The organism is Streptomyces seoulensis (assembly GCF_004328625.1).
In the GTDB taxonomy this organism is placed as follows: domain Bacteria; phylum Actinomycetota; class Actinomycetes; order Streptomycetales; family Streptomycetaceae; genus Streptomyces; species Streptomyces seoulensis.
In genome coordinates, this window is the sequence record NZ_CP032229.1 from 6,239,266 (window position 1) to 6,262,323 (window position 23,058).

At 73.6% G+C, this 23,058-nt stretch carries 20 protein-coding genes; 14 read left to right on the forward strand and 6 right to left on the reverse strand.

Translation table 11 applies throughout. From position 1 onward, the window contains the following. The first annotated feature begins 95 nt into the window (after nt 1-95). A complete protein-coding gene (locus D0Z67_RS28555; RefSeq protein WP_031179499.1) occupies nt 96-293 on the forward strand; it encodes a hypothetical protein in 198 nt (65 codons plus the stop codon). 21 nt (nt 294-314) lie between these two features. On the opposite strand, the gene D0Z67_RS28560 is transcribed toward D0Z67_RS28555, so the two are convergent. Next, nucleotides 315-1,292, reverse strand: coding sequence for a DUF5996 family protein (locus D0Z67_RS28560; protein WP_031179500.1), 978 nt, complete (start codon nt 1,290-1,292; stop codon nt 315-317). 298 nt (nt 1,293-1,590) lie between these two features. Between D0Z67_RS28560 and D0Z67_RS28565 the strand changes: the two genes are divergently transcribed. The 4 genes from D0Z67_RS28565 (at nt 1,591) to D0Z67_RS28580 (ending at nt 6,275) form a co-directional block, all read left to right on the forward strand. Then, nucleotides 1,591-2,697, forward strand: coding sequence for an LLM class flavin-dependent oxidoreductase (locus tag D0Z67_RS28565; protein WP_031179501.1), 1,107 nt, complete (start codon nt 1,591-1,593; stop codon nt 2,695-2,697). Continuing rightward, nucleotides 2,694-3,299: a CE1759 family FMN reductase gene (locus tag D0Z67_RS28570; RefSeq protein ID WP_037774330.1), complete on the forward strand. Its 606-nt coding sequence runs from the start codon at nt 2,694-2,696 to the stop codon at nt 3,297-3,299. The genes D0Z67_RS28565 and D0Z67_RS28570 overlap by 4 nt, the downstream gene beginning before the upstream one ends. Nucleotides 3,300-3,475: 176 nt before the next feature. Beyond that, on the forward strand, nt 3,476-5,335 hold the full coding sequence (locus D0Z67_RS28575; protein ID WP_051887471.1) for an arabinofuranosidase catalytic domain-containing protein: 1,860 nt from the start codon (nt 3,476-3,478) through the stop codon (nt 5,333-5,335). A 145-nt stretch (nt 5,336-5,480) separates the two neighbouring features. Beyond that, nucleotides 5,481-6,275, forward strand: coding sequence for an SDR family NAD(P)-dependent oxidoreductase (locus D0Z67_RS28580; RefSeq protein ID WP_031179504.1), 795 nt, complete (start codon nt 5,481-5,483; stop codon nt 6,273-6,275). On the opposite strand, the gene D0Z67_RS28585 is transcribed toward D0Z67_RS28580, so the two are convergent. Beyond that, nucleotides 6,272-6,805 (reverse strand): GNAT family N-acetyltransferase, encoded by a 534-nt coding sequence (locus tag D0Z67_RS28585; protein WP_031179505.1) that lies wholly within the window; start codon nt 6,803-6,805, stop codon nt 6,272-6,274. The two genes, D0Z67_RS28580 and D0Z67_RS28585, sit on opposite strands and share 4 nt — an antisense overlap. Before the next feature lie 197 nt (nt 6,806-7,002). Between D0Z67_RS28585 and pgm the strand changes: the two genes are divergently transcribed. Then, the gene (gene pgm, locus D0Z67_RS28590; RefSeq protein WP_031179506.1) at nt 7,003-8,643 is read left to right on the forward strand and encodes a phosphoglucomutase (alpha-D-glucose-1,6-bisphosphate-dependent); all 1,641 of its coding nucleotides are present in this window, start codon (nt 7,003-7,005) and stop codon (nt 8,641-8,643) included. Between the two features lie 22 nt (nt 8,644-8,665). Here pgm and D0Z67_RS28595 read toward each other — a convergent pair whose 3' ends face one another. After that, the gene (locus D0Z67_RS28595; RefSeq protein WP_031179507.1) at nt 8,666-9,565 is read right to left on the reverse strand and encodes an SGNH/GDSL hydrolase family protein; all 900 of its coding nucleotides are present in this window, start codon (nt 9,563-9,565) and stop codon (nt 8,666-8,668) included. Nucleotides 9,566-9,762: 197 nt separating this feature from the next. Here D0Z67_RS28595 and D0Z67_RS28600 point away from each other — a divergent pair, with 197 nt between their 5' ends. From D0Z67_RS28600 to D0Z67_RS28610, 3 genes are all read left to right on the forward strand, one after another. After that, on the forward strand, nt 9,763-10,419 hold the full coding sequence (locus D0Z67_RS28600) for a maltokinase N-terminal cap-like domain-containing protein (RefSeq protein ID WP_031179508.1): 657 nt from the start codon (nt 9,763-9,765) through the stop codon (nt 10,417-10,419). A gap of 215 nt (nt 10,420-10,634) precedes the next feature. Then, nucleotides 10,635-12,488, forward strand: a complete 1,854-nt coding sequence (locus D0Z67_RS28605) for a M1 family aminopeptidase (protein ID WP_031179509.1) — start codon at nt 10,635-10,637, stop codon at nt 12,486-12,488. 116 nt (nt 12,489-12,604) lie between these two features. Further along, nucleotides 12,605-13,456, forward strand: coding sequence for a lysozyme (locus tag D0Z67_RS28610; protein ID WP_078873060.1), 852 nt, complete (start codon nt 12,605-12,607; stop codon nt 13,454-13,456). Between the two features lie 55 nt (nt 13,457-13,511). On the opposite strand, the gene D0Z67_RS28615 is transcribed toward D0Z67_RS28610, so the two are convergent. After that, nucleotides 13,512-13,865, reverse strand: coding sequence for a hypothetical protein (locus D0Z67_RS28615; protein WP_131589724.1), 354 nt, complete (start codon nt 13,863-13,865; stop codon nt 13,512-13,514). A gap of 170 nt (nt 13,866-14,035) precedes the next feature. Here D0Z67_RS28615 and D0Z67_RS28620 point away from each other — a divergent pair, with 170 nt between their 5' ends. Next, nucleotides 14,036-14,635, forward strand: coding sequence for a hypothetical protein (locus tag D0Z67_RS28620; protein WP_131589725.1), 600 nt, complete (start codon nt 14,036-14,038; stop codon nt 14,633-14,635). On the opposite strand, the gene D0Z67_RS28625 is transcribed toward D0Z67_RS28620, so the two are convergent. Together D0Z67_RS28625 and D0Z67_RS28630 are read right to left on the reverse strand one after the other, a co-directional pair. Beyond that, entirely contained in the window at nt 14,632-15,810 is a 1,179-nt protein-coding gene (locus D0Z67_RS28625) for an AI-2E family transporter (protein WP_382850542.1), read from the reverse strand. The two genes, D0Z67_RS28620 and D0Z67_RS28625, sit on opposite strands and share 4 nt — an antisense overlap. 111 nt (nt 15,811-15,921) lie before the next feature. Next, on the reverse strand, nt 15,922-17,346 hold the full coding sequence (locus tag D0Z67_RS28630) for a carotenoid oxygenase family protein (protein ID WP_031179514.1): 1,425 nt from the start codon (nt 17,344-17,346) through the stop codon (nt 15,922-15,924). A gap of 212 nt (nt 17,347-17,558) precedes the next feature. Between D0Z67_RS28630 and D0Z67_RS28635 the strand changes: the two genes are divergently transcribed. The 4 genes from D0Z67_RS28635 to hypF are packed head-to-tail and all read left to right on the forward strand — an operon-like array spanning nt 17,559 to nt 23,057. Beyond that, nucleotides 17,559-19,268: a hydrogenase maturation protein gene (locus tag D0Z67_RS28635; RefSeq protein WP_031179515.1), complete on the forward strand. Its 1,710-nt coding sequence runs from the start codon at nt 17,559-17,561 to the stop codon at nt 19,266-19,268. Further along, complete coding sequence (locus D0Z67_RS28640) at nt 19,265-19,852, forward strand: hydrogenase maturation protease (protein WP_031179516.1); 588 nt, start codon at nt 19,265-19,267, stop codon at nt 19,850-19,852. Before D0Z67_RS28635 ends, D0Z67_RS28640 begins: the two co-directional genes overlap by 4 nt. A gap of 59 nt (nt 19,853-19,911) precedes the next feature. Further along, the gene (hypB, locus tag D0Z67_RS28645) at nt 19,912-20,682 is read left to right on the forward strand and encodes a hydrogenase nickel incorporation protein HypB (protein WP_037774333.1); all 771 of its coding nucleotides are present in this window, start codon (nt 19,912-19,914) and stop codon (nt 20,680-20,682) included. Then, nucleotides 20,679-23,057, forward strand: a complete 2,379-nt coding sequence (hypF, locus tag D0Z67_RS28650; RefSeq protein ID WP_051887472.1) for a carbamoyltransferase HypF — start codon at nt 20,679-20,681, stop codon at nt 23,055-23,057. Before hypB ends, hypF begins: the two co-directional genes overlap by 4 nt. Nucleotide 23,058: the final 1 nt, after the last annotated feature.

Here is a 23,058-nt window from a genome sequence, read left to right on the forward strand (position 1 = left end):
GCCGAGCGGTGTTGGCGAGCGCCCTGCCAGGGCATACCCTCCCGGTGAAGTGGCGCGGCGCCCTCCCGAGGCGGCCGCGCAGGGGAGGAACAACCATGCCGTGGTGGGCGCTGATCCCGGTCGTCTCGATGATTACCGGACCGGTCGTGCTGTATGTCCTGAGCCGCCGCAAGCGTGACTCCGACGACCCCGATGCCGAGGCACGGTACGAGGAGCTGTCCCACAAGTACGACGAGCTGCTGGCGGAGAACCGGCGGCTCGAACCGCCGGCGGCCGGGGACCAGCGCGGCTGATCCCCGGCGCGCCCGGTCCGCTCAGCCCTGCCGCCCCACGTGCTCGGCGTGTTCGGACGGCTGGTGCTCACTCATGTACCAGCCGTCGACCCGCGGCCCGACCAGATCCGTCGGCCAGCCCGAGGTCCGCACGGCCGCCTCGTACACGGCGTCGCCGAACCTGACGATCGCCCCGTGCGGGTCCGGCAGCCGGCGCAGGTTCTGCCACGGCAGCAGCGCGAGACCCAGGTCCGGGTGCCAGTCGGCGCCCTCGACCCCCCAGGAACGGCCCTCCAGGCCGTCCGGCTGCGGCCAGATGTAGGCGTACATCCCGATGTCCAGCGGGCTGGTGCCGTCGCCGTGGGTGTTGTCGAAGGAGAACCCCACCGACACGTACTCGTGCAGCTGCGCGTTGCGCATGAACGGCGGCCCCTTCGGCCCGGGGTCCGTACGCTTCGGGCGCCAGCGGGTCGCCGACAGGTCGAACCCGCCCCACATCACACCGACGCGCGGCCGGTGCCCGAGGAACGGTGCCTGCCACGCCTCCAGGCCGCCCGCCGCGAGGTCGAACGCCTCCCACATCAGCCGCGCCGAGTGCGCGTCCCACACCCGCTCGGTCCGGTCGTCCTCGAAGTTCGGCGGGGCGGCGGGGATCTCGCAGATCAGCGCGCTGCGCGGGTGCGGGATGCCCAGCTTGGCCGCGGCCTCGCAGAACGCCGTGTAGAAGTCGGCGACCGAGGTCCGCCCCAGCGACAGCGTCCGCGAGGCGCCGTCGGCCTCGATCACCACGACACCGTCGAGCAGCCGGTAGTGCACCGCGAAGGTCACCCCGTTCCGCCGGAACACCGGTGTGCGCAGCCCGCGCGGGGACACCTCCAGCACGATGTTGCCCCAGCCGACCTCGAAGGGGTCGTCCAGCGAATACTTGCCCGCGACCTGAACCACCCGGTTCACGTACTCGATCATGGGGCCCAGTTCCGCGTGGTCCAGCACCGGCCACGCCTCGGGACGTTCGCTCACGGGAGCCTCCCGGTGGATCGATCCACATGTTCTCGACGGCCGTACGACGCCGGGTCCGCAGCGCCTGTACCGAGCGCCCGTATCGCCTGATTTCCGGCATGACAGTCGTACGACCGCACACCCACCGATTCTCCCACGGGCCCCGGAGCCCCGCCTCCTTCCCGCCCGTGCCGGATCGCACCCGGCGTGACACGATTGCGGGACACGAAGACGGGAAACCCCACCTCAGTACGCCGGTTCCACAAAGCGTCTGAAGGAGCCCAGCATGGCGTCGACCGAAACGACCGGCGCGGCCGGGATGCAGTTCGGCATCTTCACCGTCGGGGACGTGACCCCCGACCCCACCACGGGCCGTACCCCCACCGAGGCGGAGCGCATCCGGGCGACCGTGGCCGTCGCGCGCAAGGCGGAGGAGGTCGGGCTCGACGTCTTCGCCACCGGCGAGCACCACAACCCGCCCTTCGTGCCGTCCTCGCCGACCACCCTGCTCGCGTACATCGCCGCGCAGACCGAGCGGATCATCCTCTCCACCTCCACCACCCTGATCACCACCAACGACCCGGTGAAGATCGCCGAGGACTTCAGCGTGCTCCAGCACCTCTCCGGCGGCCGCACCGACGTCATGCTGGGCCGGGGCAACACCGGCCCGGTGTATCCCTGGTTCGGCCAGGACATCCGCCAGGCCATCCCGCTCACGGTGGAGAACTACGAACTGCTGCGCCGCCTCTGGCGTGAGGAGACCGTCGACTGGGAGGGCAAGTTCCGCAGCGCGCTCCAGGGCTTCACCCTCGCGCCGCGCCCGCTGGACGACGTACCGCCCTTCGTCTGGCACGCCTCCATCCGCACCCCCGAGATCGCCGAACTGGCCGCCTACTTCGGGGACGGCTTCTTCGCCAACCACATCTTCTGGCCGGCCTCCCACACCCGACAGCTCGTCAGCCTCTACCGGCGCCGGTTCGCGCACTACGGCCACGGCACCCCGGAACAGGCCATTGTCGGGCTCGGTGGCCAGGTGTTCATGCGGGCAAGCAGCCAGGACGCGGTGAAGGAGTTCCGGCCCTACTTCGACAACGCCCCGGTGTACGGGCACGGGCCCTCGCTGGAGGAGTTCACCCGGCAGACCCCGCTCACCGTGGGCTCACCGGCCGAGGTGATCGAGAAGACGCTGGGCTTCCGCGAGTACGTCGGGGACTACCAGCGCCAGCTCTTCCTCATCGACCACGCCGGGCTCCCGCTGAAGACCGTCCTGGAACAGCTCGACCTGCTCGGCGAGGAGGTCGTCCCGGTGCTGCGGCGGGAGTTCGCCAAGGACCGGCCCGCGGACACCCCGGCCGCCCCCACCCACGCCTCGCTGCTGCGCGCACGCGCGGACGCGACCGACGAAGGCGACGCGGAGGCGCGATGAAGATCACGATCATCACGGGCGGGCTGCGCGAGCCCTCCTCCACCCGGCTCCTCGCGGACCGGCTGGCGGCGGCGGTCACCCATGAACTCGAGGCGCAGGGAGAGCCGGTGGAGCTGTCCTTCGTCGAACTGCGCCCGCTGGCCCACCCCATCATGGACGCGATGCTCACCGGCTTCACCGGCGAGGCGCTGGACACCGCCTTCGAGACCATCGCCGGGGCGGACGGCGTCATCGCGGTGACTCCCGCCTTCAACGCGTCCTTCAGCGGCCTGTTCAAGTCGTTCTTCGACGTGCTCCCGGAGGAGACCCTCTCCGACATGCCCGTCCTCATCGCGGCCAGCGGCGGCACCGAGCGGCACTCCCTCGTCCTCGAACACGCGCTGCGCCCGATGTTCTCCTACCTCCACGCGATCGTCTCCCCGCGCCCCGTCTACGCCGCCACCAGCGACTTCGGTACCCAGGACGGCGCGGCCCTCGGCGCCCGCATCACGGCCGCCGCCGCCGACTTCACCCGCCTCCTCCGCGCCTGCGGCCCCCGCACCCGGGAAACCCAGGAGGACGCGGACCTGGCGACGATGCGGGGGCTGCTGGGCGGAAACTGAGCGCCGTCCGCGCAGCGGTCCCGGCCAAAGCAACAAATCACCACACAGGCAAAACCCTGGGCAAGTCTGAAGCAACAAATCTTGACGTGTTCGATCGCGCTTCGTACGTTCCCGAGCGGCCGTGAGGAGTCACCGACTCCGTCTCCCCACCACGCGGCCGGCCGAAGGAGCAGACGATGCGCGCATTCAGATCCGCCGTGTCACCAGGTCTTCGCGGGCGCCTCGGGGCCGTCCTGTCCGTACTCGCCCTGCTGCTCGGCGCCCTCGCCGGGCTGAGCGCGCCCGCCCAGGCCGCCGGGTCGGCGCCCTGCGACATCTACGCCGCCGCCGGCACCCCCTGCGTCGCCGCGCACAGCACGATCCGGGCGCTGTTCGCCGGCTACAACGGGCCGCTGTACCGGGTCACCCGCGCCTCGGACGGCGCCGCCACCGACATCGGCCTCCTGGCCACCGGCGGCTACGCGGACGCGGGCCGTCAGGACACCTTCTGCGGCGGTACCACCTGTCGCATGACGAAGATCTACGACCAGACCAGCCGCCACAACGACCTGAACCCCGGCCCGGCCGGCACCGCCGGGATGGGCGCCGACCGCGCCGCCGACGCGAGCGAACTGGCCGTCACCGCGGGCGGCCACAAGGTCTACGGCATCTGGATCTCACCCGGCGTCGGCTACCGCTCCAACGGCGCCGCCTCCGGCGTCGCGGTCAACGGCCAGCCCGAGGGCGTCTACATGGTGGCCAGCGGCACCCACGTCGGCTCCGCCTGCTGCTTCGACTACGGCAACGCCGAGCGCACCCCCGCCGACACCGGCAACGGCCACATGGACGCCGTCTCCATCGCCACCACCTGCTACTTCGCCCCCTGCACCGGTAACGGCCCCTGGGTCGAGGCCGACCTGGAGAACGGCATGTTCCAGGGCGACAACGGCTCCAACCTCGCCAACCGGGGCAACAGCAGCACCTACGTCACCGCCGTGCTGAAGAACGACGGCCAGACCCGGTACGCCCTCAAGGGCGGCAACTCCCAGACCGGCTCCCTGAGCACCTGGTGGGACGGCGCGCTGCCCTCGCGCGGCGGCTACCGGCCCATGCAGCAGGAGGGCGGGATCATCCTCGGCACCGGCGGGGACAACAGCAACTGGAACATGGGCACCTTCTTCGAGGGCGCCATGGTCTCCGGCTATCCCTCCGACGCCGCCGAGAACGCGGTGCAGGCCAACGTCGTCGCGGCCGGCTACTCCGGCCGGACCGACGTGCCCAACGGGCCCCAGGGCACCATCACCGGCCCCGGCGGCAAGTGCGTCGACGTCGCCGCCGACGACACCGGGGTCAACGGCGCCGCCGTACAGCTCTGGGACTGCCAGACCTACGCCGAGGACCAGCACTGGACCCACAACCCGGACACCTCCCTCGGCACCATCTCCCGCTGCCTCGACATCAACGGCAACGGCACGGCCAACGGCACCGAGGTCGAGCTGTGGGACTGCAACGGGGTCGGCGGGCAGAAGTGGGTCCAGCAGACCGACGGCTCGCTGCGCAACCCCCAGTCCGGCCGCTGCCTCGACGCCCCCAACGGCACCTCCACCAACGGCACCCGGCTGCGGATCTGGGACTGCAACGGCTCGGCCGCGCAGAAGTTCTCCGTCAACGGCGGAGCCCCCGTCGCCGCGCCCGGCGGCAAGTGTGTGGACGTCGCCGCCGACGACTCCGGGGTCAACGGCACGGCCGTACAGCTCTGGGACTGCCAGACCTGGTCCGTGGACCAGCACTGGTTCCACCGCTCCGACACCGCGCTCTCCACCCTCGGGCGCTGCCTGGACATCAACGGCAACGGCACGGCCAACGGCACCCAGGTGGAGCTGTGGGACTGCAACGGGGCCGGGGGCCAGAAGTGGGAGCAGCAGGCCGACGGCTCGCTGCGCAACCCCCAGTCCGGCCGCTGCCTGGACGCGCCGAACGGCACGACCGCCAACGGCACCCGGCTCCAGATCTGGGACTGCAACGGCGCCGCCGCGCAGAAGTTCAAGCTGAACTGACGGACCGGTACCGGGGCTTCCCGGCCGGATACGGGGAAGCGGCCGCGGGGGAGGGGTGAACACGCGGGTGGACGCCGCTTCTGCGTCCCCCGCGCCCCGCCCCCGCACACTGGGCGCACCCGTACCGGAAGGAAGCCCCCGCCCCATGCACATCGATCTGACCGGACGCACCGCCCTGGTCACCGGCTCCACACAGGGCATCGGCGCGGCCATCGCGCTGGGCCTCGCCCGCGCCGGTGCCCGCGTCGCCGTCAACGGCCGCGACAGGGAGCGTGTCTCCGCGAGCATCGCCGAGTTCGCCGAGCAGGCCCCGGACGCCGAGTTCGTCGCGGCCGCCGCCGACGTGTCCACCGAGGAGGGGGCCCGGCAACTGCTGCGCGAGCTGCCCGAGGTGGACATCCTCGTCAACAACCTCGGCATCTTCGGCACCGCCGACCCGCTGGAACTCACCGACGACGAGTGGCGCCGGTACTTCGAGATCAACGTCCTCGCGGCCGTCCGGCTGACCCGGCTCTACCTCCCCGGCATGACGGAGCGCGGCTGGGGCCGGGTGCTGTACATCGCGAGCGACTCGGCCATCGTCATCCCGGCCGAGATGATCCAGTACGGCATGTCCAAGACCGCCCTGCTCGCGGTGGGCCGTGGCTTCGCCAAGAAGGCCGCGGGCACCGGCGTCACCGTCAACTCCGTCATCGCCGGCCCCACCCACACCGCGGGCGTCGAGGACTTCGTCTACGAACTCGTCGACAAGAACCTCCCCTGGGACGAGGCCCAGCGGGTCTTCATGCGTGACTACCGCCCCCAGTCCCTCATCCAGCGCCTGATCGAGCCCGAGGAGATCGCCAACATGGTCGTCTACCTCAGCTCCCCCCAAGCCTCCGCCACCACCGGCGGCGCCCTCCGCGTCGACGGCGGCTACGTGGACGCCATCCTTCCCTAGGCACCCGGACGGCAGGCGTGCAGGCACCCGTCGAGGGGGAACTCCGGCGGCGCGGCGGGCAGCACCCCGGCCCGCTCGTAGCCGCTCTTGAGCGCCACCCGGCAGGACGCCGTGTTGTCCATCTCGTGCAGGAGCTCCAGCCGGGTAAGCCCCCGCCCGAAGGCCCACCCGGTCAACGCCGTCAGCGCGCGCGGGGCCACGCCCCGGCCCCGCGCCCGCGCGGCCGTCCAGTAACCGACCTCGGCCCGGCCGTCCCCCGAGAGGACGTCCTTGAGCGCGATGTGACCGAGCAACTCTCCTTCTTCCGCAGCGCAGTTGCGGGCGTCGGCCGCCACGACGGCGAACCCCAGCCGGTCGCCCGTCTCCCATCCCCGCGCCTGCCCGGCGATCCACGCGAGCGCGGCCGCCTCGTCGTCCACGGCCGCCCCCGTCCAGCGCCGCAGCGCCGCGTCGCCCCGCTGTACCCGCACCAGCTCCGCCGCGTCCGCCTCCCGCCACGGTCGCAGCAGCAGAGCATCCCCAGTGATCACGTTTCCCCCTCCGGCCCCTCGCGCCCCGCATGCTTGCACACCCGCCCCCTTGGGCAGATGAAACCGGACGTGGGCTACCCGTCGGTGGGGCGGGGTGGCTGGGTGCGTTCGCTCGTAGGGGGCCTGACGAGCCAAAATGGCTTCGAGCGTTCGAAGAGGCAGCGTTCTAGGAAGTACTGATGCGGAGGAGCGGACCCATGGCGCACGAGCGAGCCGGCCGTCCGGCCGGTCCCGAGGACCTTGTCGATGTGGCCCGCCTGGTCACGGCGTACTACGCCCTGCACCCGGACCTGGACGACCCCGCCCAGCGGGTCGCCTTCGGCACCTCGGGGCACCGGGGCTCGTCCCTGGCGGCCGCGTTCAACGAGGACCACATCGCCGCCACCAGCCAGGCGATCTGTGAACACCGCGCCGCGCAGGGCATCGACGGCCCGCTCTTCCTCGGCGCCGACACCCACGCCCTCTCCGAGCCCGCGAAGGTCACCGCGCTGGAGGTGTTCGCGGCCAACGGCGTCACCGTGCTCGTTGACAGCGAGGACGGCTACACCCCCACCCCGGCCGTCTCGCACGCCATCCTCGCCCACAACCGGGACCGTACGACCGGCCTCGCGGACGGCGTGGTCGTGACCCCCTCGCACAACCCGCCCGCCGACGGCGGCTTCAAGTACAACCCCCCGAGCGGCGGCCCGGCCCCCTCCGACGCCACCTCGTGGATCCAGGACCGCGCCAACCAGATCATCGCGGGCGGCCTGAAGGACGTACGCCGCGTCCCCTACGCCCGCGCGCTCGCCGCCGACACCACCGGCCGGTACGACTTCCTCGGCGCCTACGTCCGCGACCTGCCCAGCGTGCTGGACCTGGATGCGGTCCGGGACTCCGGCCTGCGCATCGGCGCCGACCCGCTCGGCGGCGCCTCCGTCGGCTACTGGGGCCGCATCGCCGACGAGCACGGCATCGACCTGACCGTGGTCAACCCGCACGCCGACCCCACCTGGCGCTTCATGACGCTGGACTGGGACGGCAAGATCCGCATGGACTGCTCCTCCCCGTACGCGATGGCCTCGCTCATCGAGCGGCGTGACCGGTTCGGCATCTCCACCGGCAACGACGCCGACGCCGACCGGCACGGCATCGTCACCCCGGACGCCGGGCTGATGAACCCCAACCACTACCTCGCCGTCGCCATCGACTACCTCTACCGCCACCGCGACCAGTGGCCGGAGTCGACGGGCATCGGCAAGACCCTGGTCTCCTCCACGATGATCGACCGGGTCGCCGGTGACCTGGGCCGCAGGCTCGTCGAGGTGCCGGTCGGCTTCAAGTGGTTCGTGGACGGCCTGCTCGGCGGGGACCTCGGCTTCGGCGGCGAGGAGTCGGCGGGCGCCTCCTTCCTGCGCCGGGACGGCTCGGTGTGGACCACCGACAAGGACGGCATCCTCCTCGCCCTCCTCGCCTCCGAGATCACCGCCGTCACCGGCCGCACCCCCTCCGAGCACTACGCCGGCCTCACCGAGCGGTTCGGCGAGCCCGCCTACGCCCGCATCGACGCCCCGGCGACCCGCGAACAGAAGGCGCTGCTCGGCAAGCTGTCCCCGGCCCAGGTCACCGCCGACACCCTGGCCGGCGAGGAGGTCACCGCCGTCCTCACCGAGGCGCCCGGCAACGGCGCCCCCATCGGCGGCATCAAGGTCACCACCGCCAACGCCTGGTTCGCCGCCCGCCCCTCGGGCACCGAGGACGTGTACAAGGTGTATGCCGAGTCGTTCCTCGGCCCGGACCACCTCGCGCGGGTGCAGGAGGAGGCCCAGGGCGTCGTCCTCGGGGCGCTCGGCGACTGAGCCCCGTACGGGGCGCGGCCGGTCAGTGCCGGCCGTGTCCCCGGTCCAGCCGCGCCAGCACCGCCCGCGCCATCGCCGCCTCGCCCTGCGCGTTGGGATGGGCGGGCGCGGCGGGGGAGGCCGGCCGGAGCGGCTCGATCCAGCGCGTGCCGGGCGCCTTGCACATGTCGTGCCCGACCGTGGGCCCGTAGGTGTCCACGTACTCCACCCGGTTCCAGGCCGCGACCAGGCGCAGCATCAGGTTGACCCGCTTGCCCGTGTCCCGCAGGTACGGGAAGTCGCCGCGCGCGAAGGGCACGTCGGGGAAGCAGCCGGAGCCGTCGTCGGGCAGCAGGTCCGGGTAGCCGACCAGCAGCACCCGGGCGTGCGGCGCCCGCGCGCGCACGGCCCGCAGCACCCGGTCGACCTTGGGCGCGGTACGGGCGGCGGCGGCCGTCAACTCGTCGTATCCGGCGGCCCGGTACGAGCGCTCGCAGGGGTTGCCCGCCGGGTCGGTGGCGCCGAGGCGGGCGCAGGTGGCGATGATCGAGCCGAAGCCGACGTCGTTGCCGCCGATCTGCACCGTGACCAGGTCGGTGCCCCGGTCCAGCGCGTCCAGCTGGGGACCGTTGCTCCCCTGCGCCCGCCACATCTCGGCGGTCGTCGCGCCGGAACAACTCACGTCCTTGAAGGTCTCCGCTCCCTTCCCGGCGGCCACCAGCGAGGGGTAATTCCGGTTCGAGCGGGCGCAGTTGGCGTCCACCTGGTCCGGTATCAGGGGCCCCGAGGTGTACGAGTCCCCGAGCGCCACGTACTCCGTGCCGTGGCCGTGGGGCTGCGCAGCCGCCGGGACCACCGAACCGGCGACCAGGGCGCAGCCGCCGAGCACCGCCCCCAGCGCCGCCCGCCGACGCCTTCTCGCCGTCTCTCCGCCACGCGCCATGAGTTCGTCCCCCTCGCTTCCGGCCCGGCGCTCCCCGCGCCCTCGACCGGCCTTGTATACCTCCGGGCCGGCCCCCACGACCAGAAGCCGGACCACGTCAACTGCCGCACCGCAGGTCACAGTTGTCCCGGTACCGGTGTGGAAGACTCCAGAGGTCTCCAGAGGTTCCGTCACCGTACGCAGAGGGGCACCGCTCGATGGCCGTCATCCACAAGACCACCCTCACCCCGACCAAGGTCGAACTCCTCACCTCCTGGCTCCCCACCCGCCCCTGGTACCGGGGCTCCGGCGCGCCCGAGCTGGAGCGGACCGGAGGCTTCCGGCTGGACGACCCGGCGGGCGAGGTCGGCATCGAGTTCATGGTGGTCACCGACCGCTCCACCCCCGAGCCCACCGCCTACCTGGCCCCGCTCACCTACCGGGGCGCGCCCCTCGCCGGGGCCGAGGACGCCCTGATCGGCACCACGGAACACGGCGTCCTGGGCAAGCGCTGGGTCTACGACGGCTGCCACGACCCGGTGCTGACCACCGAACTGCTCGCCCTGATCGGCGGCACCGCCCCGGCCGTGGCGCAGAGCGTCACCGACACCCCCGACCACGAGGTCACCCGCTCCCACACCGGCGAACCCCTCCCGTCGGCCCCGCACACCCCGGCCCCCGTCGACGACGCCGACGGCACCGGCCTGCCCGCGCCGCACGACACCGTGCTGCGCGTCCACCGCGTCCTGCGCCCGGTCCCCGGCACGGAGATGCCCGGCTGTCCCGAGGGCGCGGTCGGCCATGTCGCGACCGGCTGGCCCGGCCCGGACGGTACCCGGCTGCGCGCGGTCTTCATGGAGCTGCGCGCCGCCTGACCGCGCCCGGCCCCGGTGCCGCTCACCCGGCGGTGCCGGCGCCCCGGCCGACCATCTGGCATGCCCTGGTCAAATCTGTCACTCTTTCGGCAGCCACGCCCGCAGGGGCGTGGCGCAGTGCTCGCGCAGCCCCGCCCCACGGCCGCACCGGCGTACCCCGCCCGGCTCCGGCCACCGAGCAGGCCGGACCCCGGCCGCCGCCAAAGGAGTAGCGTGTGAGACCCACCCCCCACCGGGCGCTCGCCACCGGCGTGTTCACCGCCGCCGCCCTGATCGCCCTCTCCCTCCCCGCCACCGCCGCCCAGCCCGAGGCCACGGCCGCCGACGCGTGCACCCCGGCCCAGTCGGTCGTCAACGGCGGTTTCGAGAACGGCACTTCACCCTGGACCGAGTCCCCCTCGGGGCTCGTCACCAGCCGCAGCGGCCAGAGCGCCCACGGCGGCACCTCGTTCGCCTGGCTCGACGGCACCGGCCGTACCCGCACCGACACGCTCACCCAGAGCGTCACCGTGCCGGGCGGCTGCACCACCGCCACGCTCAGCTTCTATCTCCATGTCGACACCGCCGAGACCACCTCGTCCACGGCCTACGACAAGCTCACCGCCAAGGTCGGCGCAACCACGCTCGCCACGTACTCCAACCTCGACCGGGCCTCCGGCTACGTCCGCAAGACGATCGACGTCTCCTCCTACGCGGGCCAGACCGTGAACCTCGCCTTCACCGGCACCGAGGACTCCAGCCTCCAGACCAGCTTCGTCCTGGACGACATCGCGCTCGACACCTCGGGCACCACCACCCCGCCCCCGGCCGACTCGGTACGCACCCCGGCCGCGCCCGCCTACACCGTCAGCCTCAGCAGCGACAGCACGGGCACGGTGTGGAACGGCCACCAGAGCGCCACCTTCACCAACGCCTCGGCCACCGCGCTCAGCGAGGTCTACCTCCGGCTGTGGGACAACTACCACGGCACGTGCTCGGCGCCGCCCATCAAGGTCAGCAACGTCACCGGCGGCACGGCGGGCGACCTCTCCGTGGCCTGCACCGCGCTGAAGATCACGCTGCCGGCCCCGCTGGCCCAGGGCCAGAGCGCCACCATCGGCTTCGACCTCGGCATCACCGTGCCGGACGGCGCCGACCGGTTCGGCCACGACGGCGCCTTCAGCTTCATCGGCAACGCGCTGCCCGTCCTCGCGGTCCGCGACGGCGCCGGCTGGCACCTGGACCCGTACACCAACAACGGCGAGTCCTTCTACTCGCTGGCCGCCGACTTCAAGGTCGCCCTGGACCACCCCAGCGGCCTGCTGGTCCCGGCCACCGGCACCTCCACCGACACCCCCGGCAGCAGCGGCCGTACGGTGACGACCGCCACCGCCTCCAAGGTCCGTGACTTCGCCTGGGCGGCCGGTCCGTTCAGCAAGGTCTCCGGCACCTCGCCCGGCGGGGTCCCGGTCAACGTCTACTCCGTCTCCGGCATCAGCTCCGCCAACGCCCAGTCGATGCTCAGCACCGCCAAGAGCGCCGTCGACGCCCACGCGGGCCGCTTCGGGGCGTACCCCTACGGCGAGCTGGACGCGGTCCTCGACAACAACTTCTGGTTCGGCGGCATGGAGTACCCCGGCTTCGTCCTCGACCTGGTCAGCACCACCGCCCTCACCCACGAGATCGGCCACCAGTGGTGGTACGGCATCGTCGGCGACGACGAGTACAACACCCCCTGGCTGGACGAGTCCTTCACCGACTACGCCACCGACCTCGCCCAGGGCAAGACCGGCTCGGGCTGCTGGAGCAGCGTCTCCTGGGCCTCCAGCGCCGAGAAGATCACCAACTCGATGGCCTACTGGGACGCCCACTCCTCCCGGTACTCCACCGTCGTCTACGGCTACGGCAAGTGCGCCCTGCACGACCTGCGCCGCGTCCTCGGTGACACCGCGATGGCCAAGCTGCTGAAGGACTACGCCGCCGCCCACTGGTACGGCGTCTCCACCACCGCCGAGTTCAAGGCCGCCGCCCAGGCCGCCACCAGCACCGACCTCACCTCCTTCTGGACCCAGCACCGCATCGACGGCTGACCTGCGGCCACCGCCGGCCCGGCCGGGGCACCCCCCCGGCCGGGCCACCCGCATGGCCCAAGGAGCGCCTTCGCCCGGCGGTACCCCGCGTGCGGGACGGCCCGATGGCGGGTCAGATGGATGACGTGCGAAGCGACATACTCCTCCCCAGCGGCCGCAGCTCACGCCTTGGTCTCACCGGCGTCCTGACCGGCCTTCTCCTGTTCCTGTCGCCCCCCGCCGCCGTGCCCCACTCCGGCGGGCCGACCGCCCCGCGCGGCAGCGCCTACATGGGCGTGGGCGTACGCGCCCACGACGGAGGCGCGCCGCTTGCCGGTGAACGGTCCGCCGGCCTCCGGGTGACCCAGACCGAGGGCGTGGACGTCTCCAGCCACCAGGGCAACGTCGCCTGGTCCACCCTGTGGAGTGCGGGCACCAAGTGGGCCTACACCAAGGCGACCGAAGGCACGTACTACAAGAACCCCAGCTTCGGTCAGCAGTACAACGGCCCCTACAGCGCGGGCATGATCCGGGGCTCGTACCATTTCGCCACCCCCGACACCACCGGCGGCAAGGCCCAGGCCGACTACTTCGTCGACCACGGCGGCGGCTGGTCCAAGGACGGCAGGACCCTGCCCGGTGTCCTCGACATCGAGTGGAACCCCTACGGGGCGTCCTGCTACGGCAAGTCCAAGAGCGGCATGGTCAGCTGGATCAAGGACTTCCTCAACCGCTACAAGGCCCGTACCGGCCGCTCCGCCGTCATCTACACGGCCACCAACTGGTGGAAGGACTGCACCGGCAACTACTCCGGCTTCGCCTCCTCCCACCCGCTGTGGATCGCCCGCTACGCCTCCACCCCCGGCACCCTGCCGGCCGGCTGGTCCACGCACACCATGTGGCAGTACACCTCCTCCGGCAAGACCGTGGGCGACCACGACAAGTTCAACGGCTCCCTCTCCAGGGTGCGGGCCCTCGCCAACGGCTGACGCCCCGGCACCCCACCGTGCGCGGGACCCGGCCCACGGGCCGTCCCGCGCACCCTCATGCGACGACCACCCGCCAGGCCAGCGCCAGGCCGCCCGCGTACACCAGCGCGCCCAGCGGCAGCCCGCACCACGGCCAGAATCCGCGCCGCCGGGCCGCGACCGCGAGCGCCGTGCCCACCGCCCACACCAGGCCCGCCCACGGCAGCCCCCACATCAGCAGCAGCCCGCCGCCGGTGCAGCGCAGCGGGTCCGGGCGGTGGATGCCGCAGTCGTCGGTGGCGAAGATGGCGAGGCAGCACAGCAGCAGGTTCAGCAGCGCCCCGCCCGCAGCCAGCACGCCGACGACCACCACATAGGCGACCGGCCACGACCCCCGCTGCTGTGTCCCGACCGCTCCGTACCCGCTCATGACCCCACCCCTCGGCTCCCGCCGCTCTTTGGCACTCCCGACGCTACGGGCCGGCCGGCGCCGGGCACGTGAGCGCCGGTACTCAGCGCGGAGGGGCCCGCTACTCAGGACGGCGGCCTCTGAGTAGCCGCACTCAGGCGTACTTCCGCCCGGTCGGGCAGGCTGAGGGCATGACGACGCGATCACCGAAGACCCCGGCACCGCGGCCGTGGGCGGGACTGGCCGCGCTCGGCGTGACCGTCGCGTGCGCGGGGGCGGCGCTCTCCTGGTCCGGCGAGGAGGGCGGCAGACCCCGGGTGAACGACACCCGTGCGGGCGTCTCCTACGCCGTGCCCGAGGGCTGGCACCACGACCCGGCGGCGGACCGGCAGTTGCTCGGCGCCTTCTCCTCCCGGATCAGCCGCGCCTACGGCACCACCCCGGCCGAGGACGCCACCGTACTGACCGGCGCCGCCGGGCGGCCCGTGCCGGGTGCCGAACTGCGCCGGGCGGCCGAGGGCGCCGCCCGCTCCAACGCCGCGTTCTTCTTCCCCGACGCCGCCCCCACCCTCACCGAGTCCCGCCGCACCGAACTGGGCGGGTGCCCCGCGCACACCGTCGCCCTGGACGTCCCGCACCACGGCGGCACCGCCCGCCTGGAGCTGACCGTGGTCGCCGGCGACCACCCCGCCTTCCTCCTCGCCCTCGCCTCGGACGCCGCCGACACCCGCGTCCTCGCCGACGTGCACGCAGTGGAGGCCAGCGTGGCGCTGGGCAGCAGGGCGAGCTAGCTCGGGGGAGGAGCCCGGAGGGCGCCAAGTACCGCCCACACCACCGAGACGAACGGCACCGCCACCACCGCGCCGATCACCCCGGCCACGATGCTGCCCGCGATGACGGAGACCGCGACGACCAGGGGATGCAGGCGCACCGCCCAGCTCATCACCAGCGGATGCAGGACGTGCCCCTCCAACTGGCCGATGACCACGATGAGCACCAGCACCGCCGCGGCCGTCAGCGGGCCGCGCCCGGCCAGGGCCACGACCGTCGCCACGCCGAGCGCCACCGGCGAGCCCACCAGGGGCACGAACGCGGCGACGAACTCCAGCAGGGTCAGCGGCAGCGCCAGTGGCACCCGCAGGACGAACAGCACGATGCCGACCAGGATCGCGTTGGTCGCGGCGATGATGATGATGCCCCGTGTGTACCCGGCGAAGGTCCGCCAGGCCGCCCGCCCCGCCCGCTCCCACCTCGGCCGGGCCCCGCGCGGCAGCAGCCGGATACTCACCCAGCTCCACAGCTTCTCCCCGGAGTGGATGAAGAACACCGAGGCGAACAGCGCCAGCGCCCCGCCCGTGATCACCTCCACCACCCGGCCGAGCCCGGACACCGCGCTGCTGAACAGGCTGGCCCGGTGCCGGGAGAGATAGTCCGTCACCTCCTGCTGGAGCGCGGCCAGCCGCCCCGCGCTCAGCCGGAACGGCGGCTGCCGCAGCCACTCCTCGATCCGGTGCACCCCGCCCCGGAACTCCCCGCTCAGCCGCGTGGACTCGCCCGCCACCGCGTTGCCCACCAGCGCGAGCAGCCCCAGCACCAGCAGGATGCTGCCGATCAGCGCGACGGCCACGCTCAACGGCCGGGGCATGAACCGGTCCAGCAGATCGGCGAGCGGCCGCAGCACCGAGGTGACGACCAGCGCCAGGAACAGCGAGACGGCGATGAGCTGGAAGCGGCCCAGCACGCTGAAGATGCCCCAGACGACGATCCCCACCAGGATGAGCCGCCACGAGTAGGCCGCCGCGATCCGCAGCCACCCCACCGTCCGCTCGGCCATGGAGGTACGCGGGATCGACCGGGTCACCGACGGCAGCCGCACGGAGTACGCCGGACGGCTGCCCGGCACCGCGCCCCGCGCGCCCGGACCGGAACGCTCGCGTCCCGTCCGCCGCCCGTCACCAGCCACCACGCGCCCGCCTCGCCTCCGCACCCGCCGAGCTGACCGTCGGTCACCTCCGACGCTACGGGCAAACCGGACACCGGGTGACGTCCACTGGGCCGCGTGGACTACGTCCCCGGCCTACTCCTCGGTCGGCAGCCAGTTCCCGTGCAGGCCGAGTGGCACGCGGACCGGGATACGCACGCGGGCCACCGGACCGTTCTCCGGTTCCTCCGCCGGGAACACCAGGAGATGGGCGGTGTCGTCGGTGCGGTCGGTGGCGAAGGCCAGCCAGTGGCCCCGGTCGTCGCCCTCATGACCCGGCGAGGGCGCGAACGTCGGCTCGCCCACCGAGAGGTCGCCGCCGTGCCAGGTGCGGGACGGGGCGCCGGGCGCGCCGGTGTCGTACCAGCGCAGCGCGTCGAACTCGCCGGGCAGCAGGCCGGGGGAGCGCTCGCTGTCCCAGGCGACCGCCACCTGCCCGTGCCGGGCGCCGATCCGGCGGTCGTCGACGCGCGGGAACTCCACGCGGGCGTCGTCCAGCGTGGTGCGCCGCATCCGGCCGGTCGCCGGGTCCAGCACGGCCCGCACCAGGGAGCTGCGGTTCGGGCCGCCACCGGAGTCGCCGAGGGACAGCCGCGACCACTGCACGTACTCCAGCACCACCGTGCCGTCGGTCTCGTCGTGGGCGTTGACGGTGTGCCAGAGCCAGAAGGCGTCGTCCGACACCTCGCGGACCGGGGAGCCGTCGCGCGGGATGAGCAGCACGCGGGTGCCCGCGTCGGGGCGCCAGTCGATCAGGGAGCCGCCGGTCATCGCCGCGGAGAGGTCGAAGAAGACGGGGGCGAGGACCAGCACCAGATGGCGGGCGGTGAGCGCCATGTCGTGGATCATCATCGGCTCGTCGACCCCGTCGAGCGGCACCGGACCCCGGGTCACGGTCCCGTCCGGGCCGATCAGGGACCACGTCAGATACGGCGGCTCCAGCGCGTAGCAGAACACCGCCATCTCACCGGTGACCGGGTCGACCTTGGGGTGCGCGGTGATCCCGGCGGGCAGGGCGCCGCCGAAGGTCTCCCGGCCGGCCGTCTCCAGCTCCGGCGTCATCCGGAACGGGCAGCCCGCCTCGGCCAGCGCCAGCAGCCGGCCCGCATGCCGGACCACGTTGATGTCGGGCAGGTCCCGGAAGGTGTGGGCCAGCTCCGGGCCGACCTCCCGCTCGTCCGGGGTGATCATCGACTCGAGCCCGCCCCACAGCGCCCGGCCCGCCCGCTCCTCGGCGACCACGGCGGGGGTGCGCACGAACCGGTTGCGGTAGTGGGCCCGGCCGCCCTCGATCCACACGCCGTGCAGCATCCCGTCGCCGTCGATCGGATACAGGAAGGAGCCGATCGGGGTGAAGCGCGGATTGGGGCCGTTGCGCAGATAGACGCCGTCCAGGTCGGCGGGCAGCTCCCCCTCCACGACGAGGGAGACCTCGTCCACCTCCTCGGTGACGGGCGCGAACCGCCCCGACAGATGGGCGACACGCGCCGGATCGAAACGCCCGGTGGCGGAAGCGGTCATGGGACCTCCCCGGCGGAGAACGACGGGCCGACGTACCCCATCGTCACCCGGCCGGCCCACCCCCGCATCCGAACCCCGGACCGGTGCTCGAACGTACGCGTGCCACGAACAGCCCGGAATGCCCCGCTACGGGCGGAAGCGGCCGCGAGAGGGTGAGGAAACGTTCCGATGGTCCTACATGCCGTCCGGAACATGGACGAATATACGGTCTCATGGACATTTTGCTGGTCGCCAGCGCGTTCAACAGCCTCACCCAGCGCGCCTACGCCGAACTCTCGGACGCCGGCCACCGGGTGGACGTCGTCCTCGCCACGCACGGCCCCGACCCCGTCCGTGCCGCCGTACGCGAGAGACGCCCCGAGCTGATCGTCGCGCCCATGCTGAAGACCGCGCTCCCCGAGGACGTGTGGCGGGAGCACACCTGCCTGATCGTGCACCCCGGCCCGCCGGGGGACCGGGGCCCCTCCTCGCTGGACTGGGCCGTGGACGGGGAGGCCGGCCGGTGGGGCGTCACCGTCCTCCAGGCCGAGGCCGGCATGGACGCGGGCGCCGTCTGGGCCGACGAGCCCTTCGCCGTACCGGAGACCGGCAAGAGCGACCTGTACCGCAACGAGGCCGCCGACGCCGCCATGACCGCCCTGCACCGGGCCGTGCGCCGGTACGCCGACGGCGACCACAAGCCCCGCCCGCAGACCGGCGACTGGCCCGAGGCCGTCTGGCGCGACTACTACCGGCAGGACCGGCGCCGTATCGACTGGGAGCGCGACGACACCCGTACCGTCCTGCGCAAGCTGCGCGGCGCCGACTCCCAGCCGGGCGTGCTCGACGAACTCCACGGCCGCGAGGTCTTCCTGCACGGCGGCCACCCGGAGGACCAGCTCCGGGGCCGCCCCGGCGACCTCCTCGCCACCCGCGCCGGGGCCGTCTGCCGCGCCACCCGCGACGGCGCCGTATGGATTCCCGAACTGCGCCCCCGCAAGAACTCCGGCGACCCGGCGCCCTTCCGCCGCCCCGCCGCCACCGTCCTCGCCTCCTGGACCGCCCCGCACACCCCCGCGCTGCCCGAGATCCCGGCCCCGCTCGACCTCCCCGCCGGCCGGCGTACCTTCGCCGACGTCCGCTACCGCGAGCGGGGCGCCACCGGCTTCGTCGGCTTCTCCTTCCCCGGCGGCGCGATGAGCACCGACCAGTGCCGCAGGCTCCTGGCCGCCTACCAGTACGCCCTCGCCCGCCCCACCTCCGTGCTCGTCCTCGGCGGCGCCCGCGACTTCTTCTCCAACGGCATCCACCTCAACGTCATCGAGGGCGCCCCCGACCCCAGCGAGGAGTCCTGGCGCAACCTCAACGCCATGGACGACGTGGTGGAGGCCGTCCTGCGCACCACCGACCGGCTGGTGATCGCCGCACTCGCGGGCAACGCGGCCGCCGGAGGCACCATGCTCGCCCTCGCCGCCGACGAGGTGTGGTGCCGCACCGGCGCCGTCCTCAACCCGCACTACCGACGCATGGGCCTGTACGGCTCCGAGTTCTGGACCTACTCCCTGCCCCGCCGCACCGGCCCCGAGACCGCGCGCCGCCTCACCGCCGAGGCCCTGCCGGTCAGCGCCGCCCAGGGCGTCCGGCTCGGCCTGGTGGACCGTCTCCTCCCCGTCACACCCGGGGAGTTCGCGGGCACCGTCGAGAACCTGGCGGCCGAGGTCGCCGCCGCCCCCGGCCTGGCCGGCCGGATCGCCGCGAAGACCGAGGCCCGCCGCGCCGACGAGGCCCTACGCCCCCTCGCCGACCACCGGCGCGACGAACTCGCCCGGATGCACGCCATCTTCGCCGACCCCGCCGCCCCCTACCACGCCCTGCGCTCGGCCTTCGTCCGCAAGACCCCCGCCGCCGGCACCCGCCCCCTGCGCCTCGGCGAGGGCCGGTGAGCGCCCCCGAACCCCTGCTGGTGGCCGGCGTCGGCAACATCTTCCTCGGCGACGACGCCTTCGGACCCGAGGTCGTCCGCGCCCTCGAACAGCGCCCCCTGCCACCCGGCGCCCACGTACGGGACTTCGGCATCCGGGGCATGGACCTCGCCTACGCCCTGCTCGGCGGCTGCGCAACCGCCGTACTCGTCGACGCCGCGCCCCGGGGACAGCGCCCCGGAACCCTCTCCCTGGTCGAGGCCGAACCGCCGGACGGCACGGTCGTACCCGAGGCGCACGGCATGGACCCGGAGAAGGTGCTCGCCCTCGCCACCCACCTCGGCGACGAACCCCTGCCCCGCGTCCTCGTCCTCGCCTGCGAGCCCGCCGTGCTGCCCCGCCCGGACGAGGACATCGCCCCCGGCCTCAGCGAACCGGTGCGCGAGGCCGTCGCACGGGCCGTCGACGCGCTGCACACCCTGATCCCCGTCCTGCTGGCCGACCCGGCCGCGCCCCCGCCCCCGTTGGGCCGCCCGATGGAATCCGGCCCCCCGCACGCGGCTGCGCTGCCCGGCCCCGGGGCGGGCGGGCCCGAAGATCGGTGAGACCCCTGGGCCGTGCCCGGCACGGCCCAGGCCCCCGATCCTCCCGAGGAGCTGTGCCCATGTGCCGGTCCGACGTCAGGCAGGCCGTCCTGGCCAAGAACGACGATCTCGCCGCCCTACTGCGTGAGGACCTCGCCGAACGGGGCGTCACCGTGGTCAACCTGCTGTCGAGCCCCGGCAGCGGCAAGACCGAACTCCTCGGCCGCGTCCTGGCCCGCGCCGTCCAGCGCGGAGTCCCGGTGGCCGCGCTCACCGCCGACCTCGCCACCGAGAACGACGCCCAGCGCCTCGCCCGCTCCGGCGCCCCCGTCCAGCAGCTCCTCACCGACGGCCTGTGCCACCTGGAGGCCGGCCAGGTCCGCGACCGCGTCGACGGCTGGCTCCCGGCCGACACCGAGGTGCTGTTCGTGGAGAACGTCGGCAACCTCGTCTGCCCGGCCTCCTACGACCTCGGCGAGACCCTGCGGATCGCCCTGATGGCCGTCACCGAGGGCGAGGACAAGCCGCTGAAGTACCCCACCGCCTTCGGCTCCGCCCATCTGGTCGCCATCACCAAGACCGACCTCGCCGCCCCCGCCGGCTTCGACGAGGCCGCCTTCCGCGCCAACGTCCAGCGGGTCAACCCCGGCGTGGAGACGGTACGGACCTGCGCGCGCAGCGGCGACGGCGTCGACGCCCTGCTGGAGCGTGCCCTCGCCGTCCGCCACGCACCGCCCGCCCACCGCCCGCCGCTGGCCCCCGGACCGCACGGCCACGACCACGGCCACGGTGGTCACGGCGGTGGTGGTCACAGCCACTCCCACGACCCGGCCGCAGCCCCCCTCGCATGACGGCCCCCGCGACGGGCCGGGTGCGCCGCCGGCTCACCGTGCGGGGCACGGTGCAGGGGGTCGGCTTCCGGCCCCATGTGCACCGGCTCGCCGCCGAGTACGCCCTCGCCGGGTTCGTCGGCAACACCGCCGACGGTGTCCTCATCGAGGTCGAGGGCCCGCTGCCCGACGTGGAGCGGTTCTGCGAGGCGCTCGCCGAACGCCCGCCCCCGCTCGCCTCGGTCACCGGCATCGGCCACGAGGACCTCCCCGCCACCGGCACCGGCGCGACGTTCACCATCCAGGCCACCCGGCACACCACCGGCCGTACCCAGTTGCCGCCCGACACCGCCACCTGCGCCGACTGCCTGCGCGAACTCGCGGACCCCGCCGACCGCCGCCACCGGCACCCCTTCGTCACCTGCACCCACTGCGGCCCCCGCTTCACCATCGCCACCGCGATGCCCTACGACCGCGCGGCCACCACCATGGCCCGCTTCCCGATGTGCCCCGCCTGCGCCCGCGAGTACGGCGAACCGCTCGACCGGCGCTTCCACGCCCAGCCCGTCGCCTGCCCCGACTGCGGCCCCGGCCTGAGCCTCATCCCCGCCGAGGGCACCGGAGCCCGCCCGGCCCGCGACGCCGACGCCCTCGCCCGGGCACGGGCCCTGCTCGCCGACGGCCGGATCGTCGCCGTCAAGGGACTCGGCGGCTACCACCTGGCCTGCGACGCCACCGACCCGCGTGCCGTCGCCACCCTGCGCGCCCGCAAGGAACGCGGCCGCAAGGCGTTCGCGGTGATGTGCGCCGACCTCGCCACCGTCGAGAAGGTCGCCCATCCGACGGACGCCGAACGCGCCGCCCTCACCGGCCCGGAACGCCCCATCGTCCTGCTGCGCGCCCGCACCCCCGGCGACGGCCTCCGCCTCGCCGACGGGATCGCGCCCGGCAGCCCGCACCTCGGGGTCCTGCTGCCCTACACCCCCGTGCACACCCTGCTGTTCGGCCTGCCCGGCGACCCGCCCGGACCCCGCGTCCTCGTGATGACCAGCGGCAACCGCTCCGGCGAGCCCATCGTCACCGACGACGCCCAGGCACTGATCCGGCTCGCTGGACTGGCCGACGCCTGGCTCACCCACGACCGCGCCATCGCCGCCCCCTGCGACGACTCCCTGCTCCGGGTCCGCGCCGACGGCACCCCTCAACTCCTGCGCCGCTCACGGGGATACGCCCCCCGGCCGCTGACCCTCCCGGTGCCGGTGCGGCCCGCGCTCGCGGTCGGCGGGGACCTGAAGAACGCGCTCTGCCTCGGCGAGGACGACCAGGCGTGGTTCGGCCCGCACATCGGGGACATGGGCGACCTCGCCACCCTGGACGCCGCCCGCCGCGCCGAGGCCCACCTCACCGCCCTGACCGGCGTCACCCCGCGCCTGATCGTCGCCGACCGGCACCCCGGCTACCAGTCCACGGCCCACGCCCGCCGCCGCGCCGCCGAGACCGGGCTGCCCGTCCCGGCGCTGGTCCAGCACCACCACGCCCACATCGCCGCCGCCATGGCCGAACACGGCCTCGACGGCAGCACCCCCGTCATCGGCGTCGCCTTCGACGGCACCGGATACGGCGACGACGGCACCGTCTGGGGCGGCGAGATCCTGCTCGCCGACTACACCGCGTACCGCCGCTTCGCCCACCTCGTCCCCGCCCCGCTGCCCGGCGGGGACGCGGGCGTGGCCAACCCCTGCCGTCAGGCGCTGGCCCGGCTATGGGCGGCCGGTATCGACTGGGCCCCCGGACTGCCCAGCGTGGCCGCCACCACCGACACCGAACGCGCCGTGTTGCGCGGCCAGTTGACCCACGGCATCGCCTGCGTGCCGACCAGCAGCATGGGCCGTCTCTTCGACGCCGTGGCCTCCCTCACCGGCGCCTGCCACCGCGCGGGCCACGAGGCCGAGGCCGCGCTCGCCCTGGAGTCCCTGGCCCTGGAAGCGCGGGACGCGGACAGCGGGGAGTACGCCTTCGGCCTCGGCCCCGCAGCGCAGGCCGACCCCGCCCCGGTGCTGCGCGCCCTCCTCGCCGACCTGCGCCGGGGCGTGCCCGCGCCCGTGCTCGCCGCCCGCTTCCACCGGGGTGTCGCCGGAGCCGTGGCCGGACTGTGCCGACGGGCCCGTGAGGCCACCGGCCTGGCCACCGTGGCCCTGACCGGCGGGGTCTTCGCCAACACCCTGCTGGAGGAGGACAGCACCGCCCGGCTCACCGCCGACGGCTTCACCGTCCTGCGGCACGGCCGGGTACCGCCCAACGACGGCGGCCTCGCGCTCGGCCAGCTCATGGTCGCGGCCCATGTGCCGCTGATCCGCCGACCCGTCCATCAGTACACCCCAGACGAGACGGAGTGAC

Excerpts from the sequence above, each read along its gene's own strand:
- D0Z67_RS28555 (WP_031179499.1), top strand. The coding sequence starts at position 96 with ATGCCGTGGTGGGCGCTGATCCCGGTCGTCTCGATGATTACCGGACCG.
- pgm (WP_031179506.1), top strand. The coding sequence starts at position 7,003 with ATGGCGCACGAGCGAGCCGGCCGTCCGGCCGGTCCCGAGGACCTTGTC.
- D0Z67_RS28580 (WP_031179504.1), top strand. The coding sequence starts at position 5,481 with ATGCACATCGATCTGACCGGACGCACCGCCCTGGTCACCGGCTCCACA.
- D0Z67_RS28615 (WP_131589724.1), bottom strand. The coding sequence starts at position 13,865 with ATGAGCGGGTACGGAGCGGTCGGGACACAGCAGCGGGGGTCGTGGCCG.
- D0Z67_RS28570 (WP_037774330.1), top strand. The coding sequence starts at position 2,694 with ATGAAGATCACGATCATCACGGGCGGGCTGCGCGAGCCCTCCTCCACC.
- D0Z67_RS28610 (WP_078873060.1), top strand. The coding sequence starts at position 12,605 with ATGGATGACGTGCGAAGCGACATACTCCTCCCCAGCGGCCGCAGCTCA.
- D0Z67_RS28600 (WP_031179508.1), top strand. The coding sequence starts at position 9,763 with ATGGCCGTCATCCACAAGACCACCCTCACCCCGACCAAGGTCGAACTC.
- hypB (WP_037774333.1), top strand. The coding sequence starts at position 19,912 with ATGTGCCGGTCCGACGTCAGGCAGGCCGTCCTGGCCAAGAACGACGAT.
- D0Z67_RS28575 (WP_051887471.1), top strand. The coding sequence starts at position 3,476 with ATGCGCGCATTCAGATCCGCCGTGTCACCAGGTCTTCGCGGGCGCCTC.
- D0Z67_RS28635 (WP_031179515.1), top strand. The coding sequence starts at position 17,559 with ATGGACATTTTGCTGGTCGCCAGCGCGTTCAACAGCCTCACCCAGCGC.
- D0Z67_RS28630 (WP_031179514.1), bottom strand. The coding sequence starts at position 17,346 with ATGACCGCTTCCGCCACCGGGCGTTTCGATCCGGCGCGTGTCGCCCAT.
- D0Z67_RS28565 (WP_031179501.1), top strand. The coding sequence starts at position 1,591 with ATGCAGTTCGGCATCTTCACCGTCGGGGACGTGACCCCCGACCCCACC.
- D0Z67_RS28595 (WP_031179507.1), bottom strand. The coding sequence starts at position 9,565 with ATGGCGCGTGGCGGAGAGACGGCGAGAAGGCGTCGGCGGGCGGCGCTG.
- D0Z67_RS28620 (WP_131589725.1), top strand. The coding sequence starts at position 14,036 with ATGACGACGCGATCACCGAAGACCCCGGCACCGCGGCCGTGGGCGGGA.
- hypF (WP_051887472.1), top strand. The coding sequence starts at position 20,679 with ATGACGGCCCCCGCGACGGGCCGGGTGCGCCGCCGGCTCACCGTGCGG.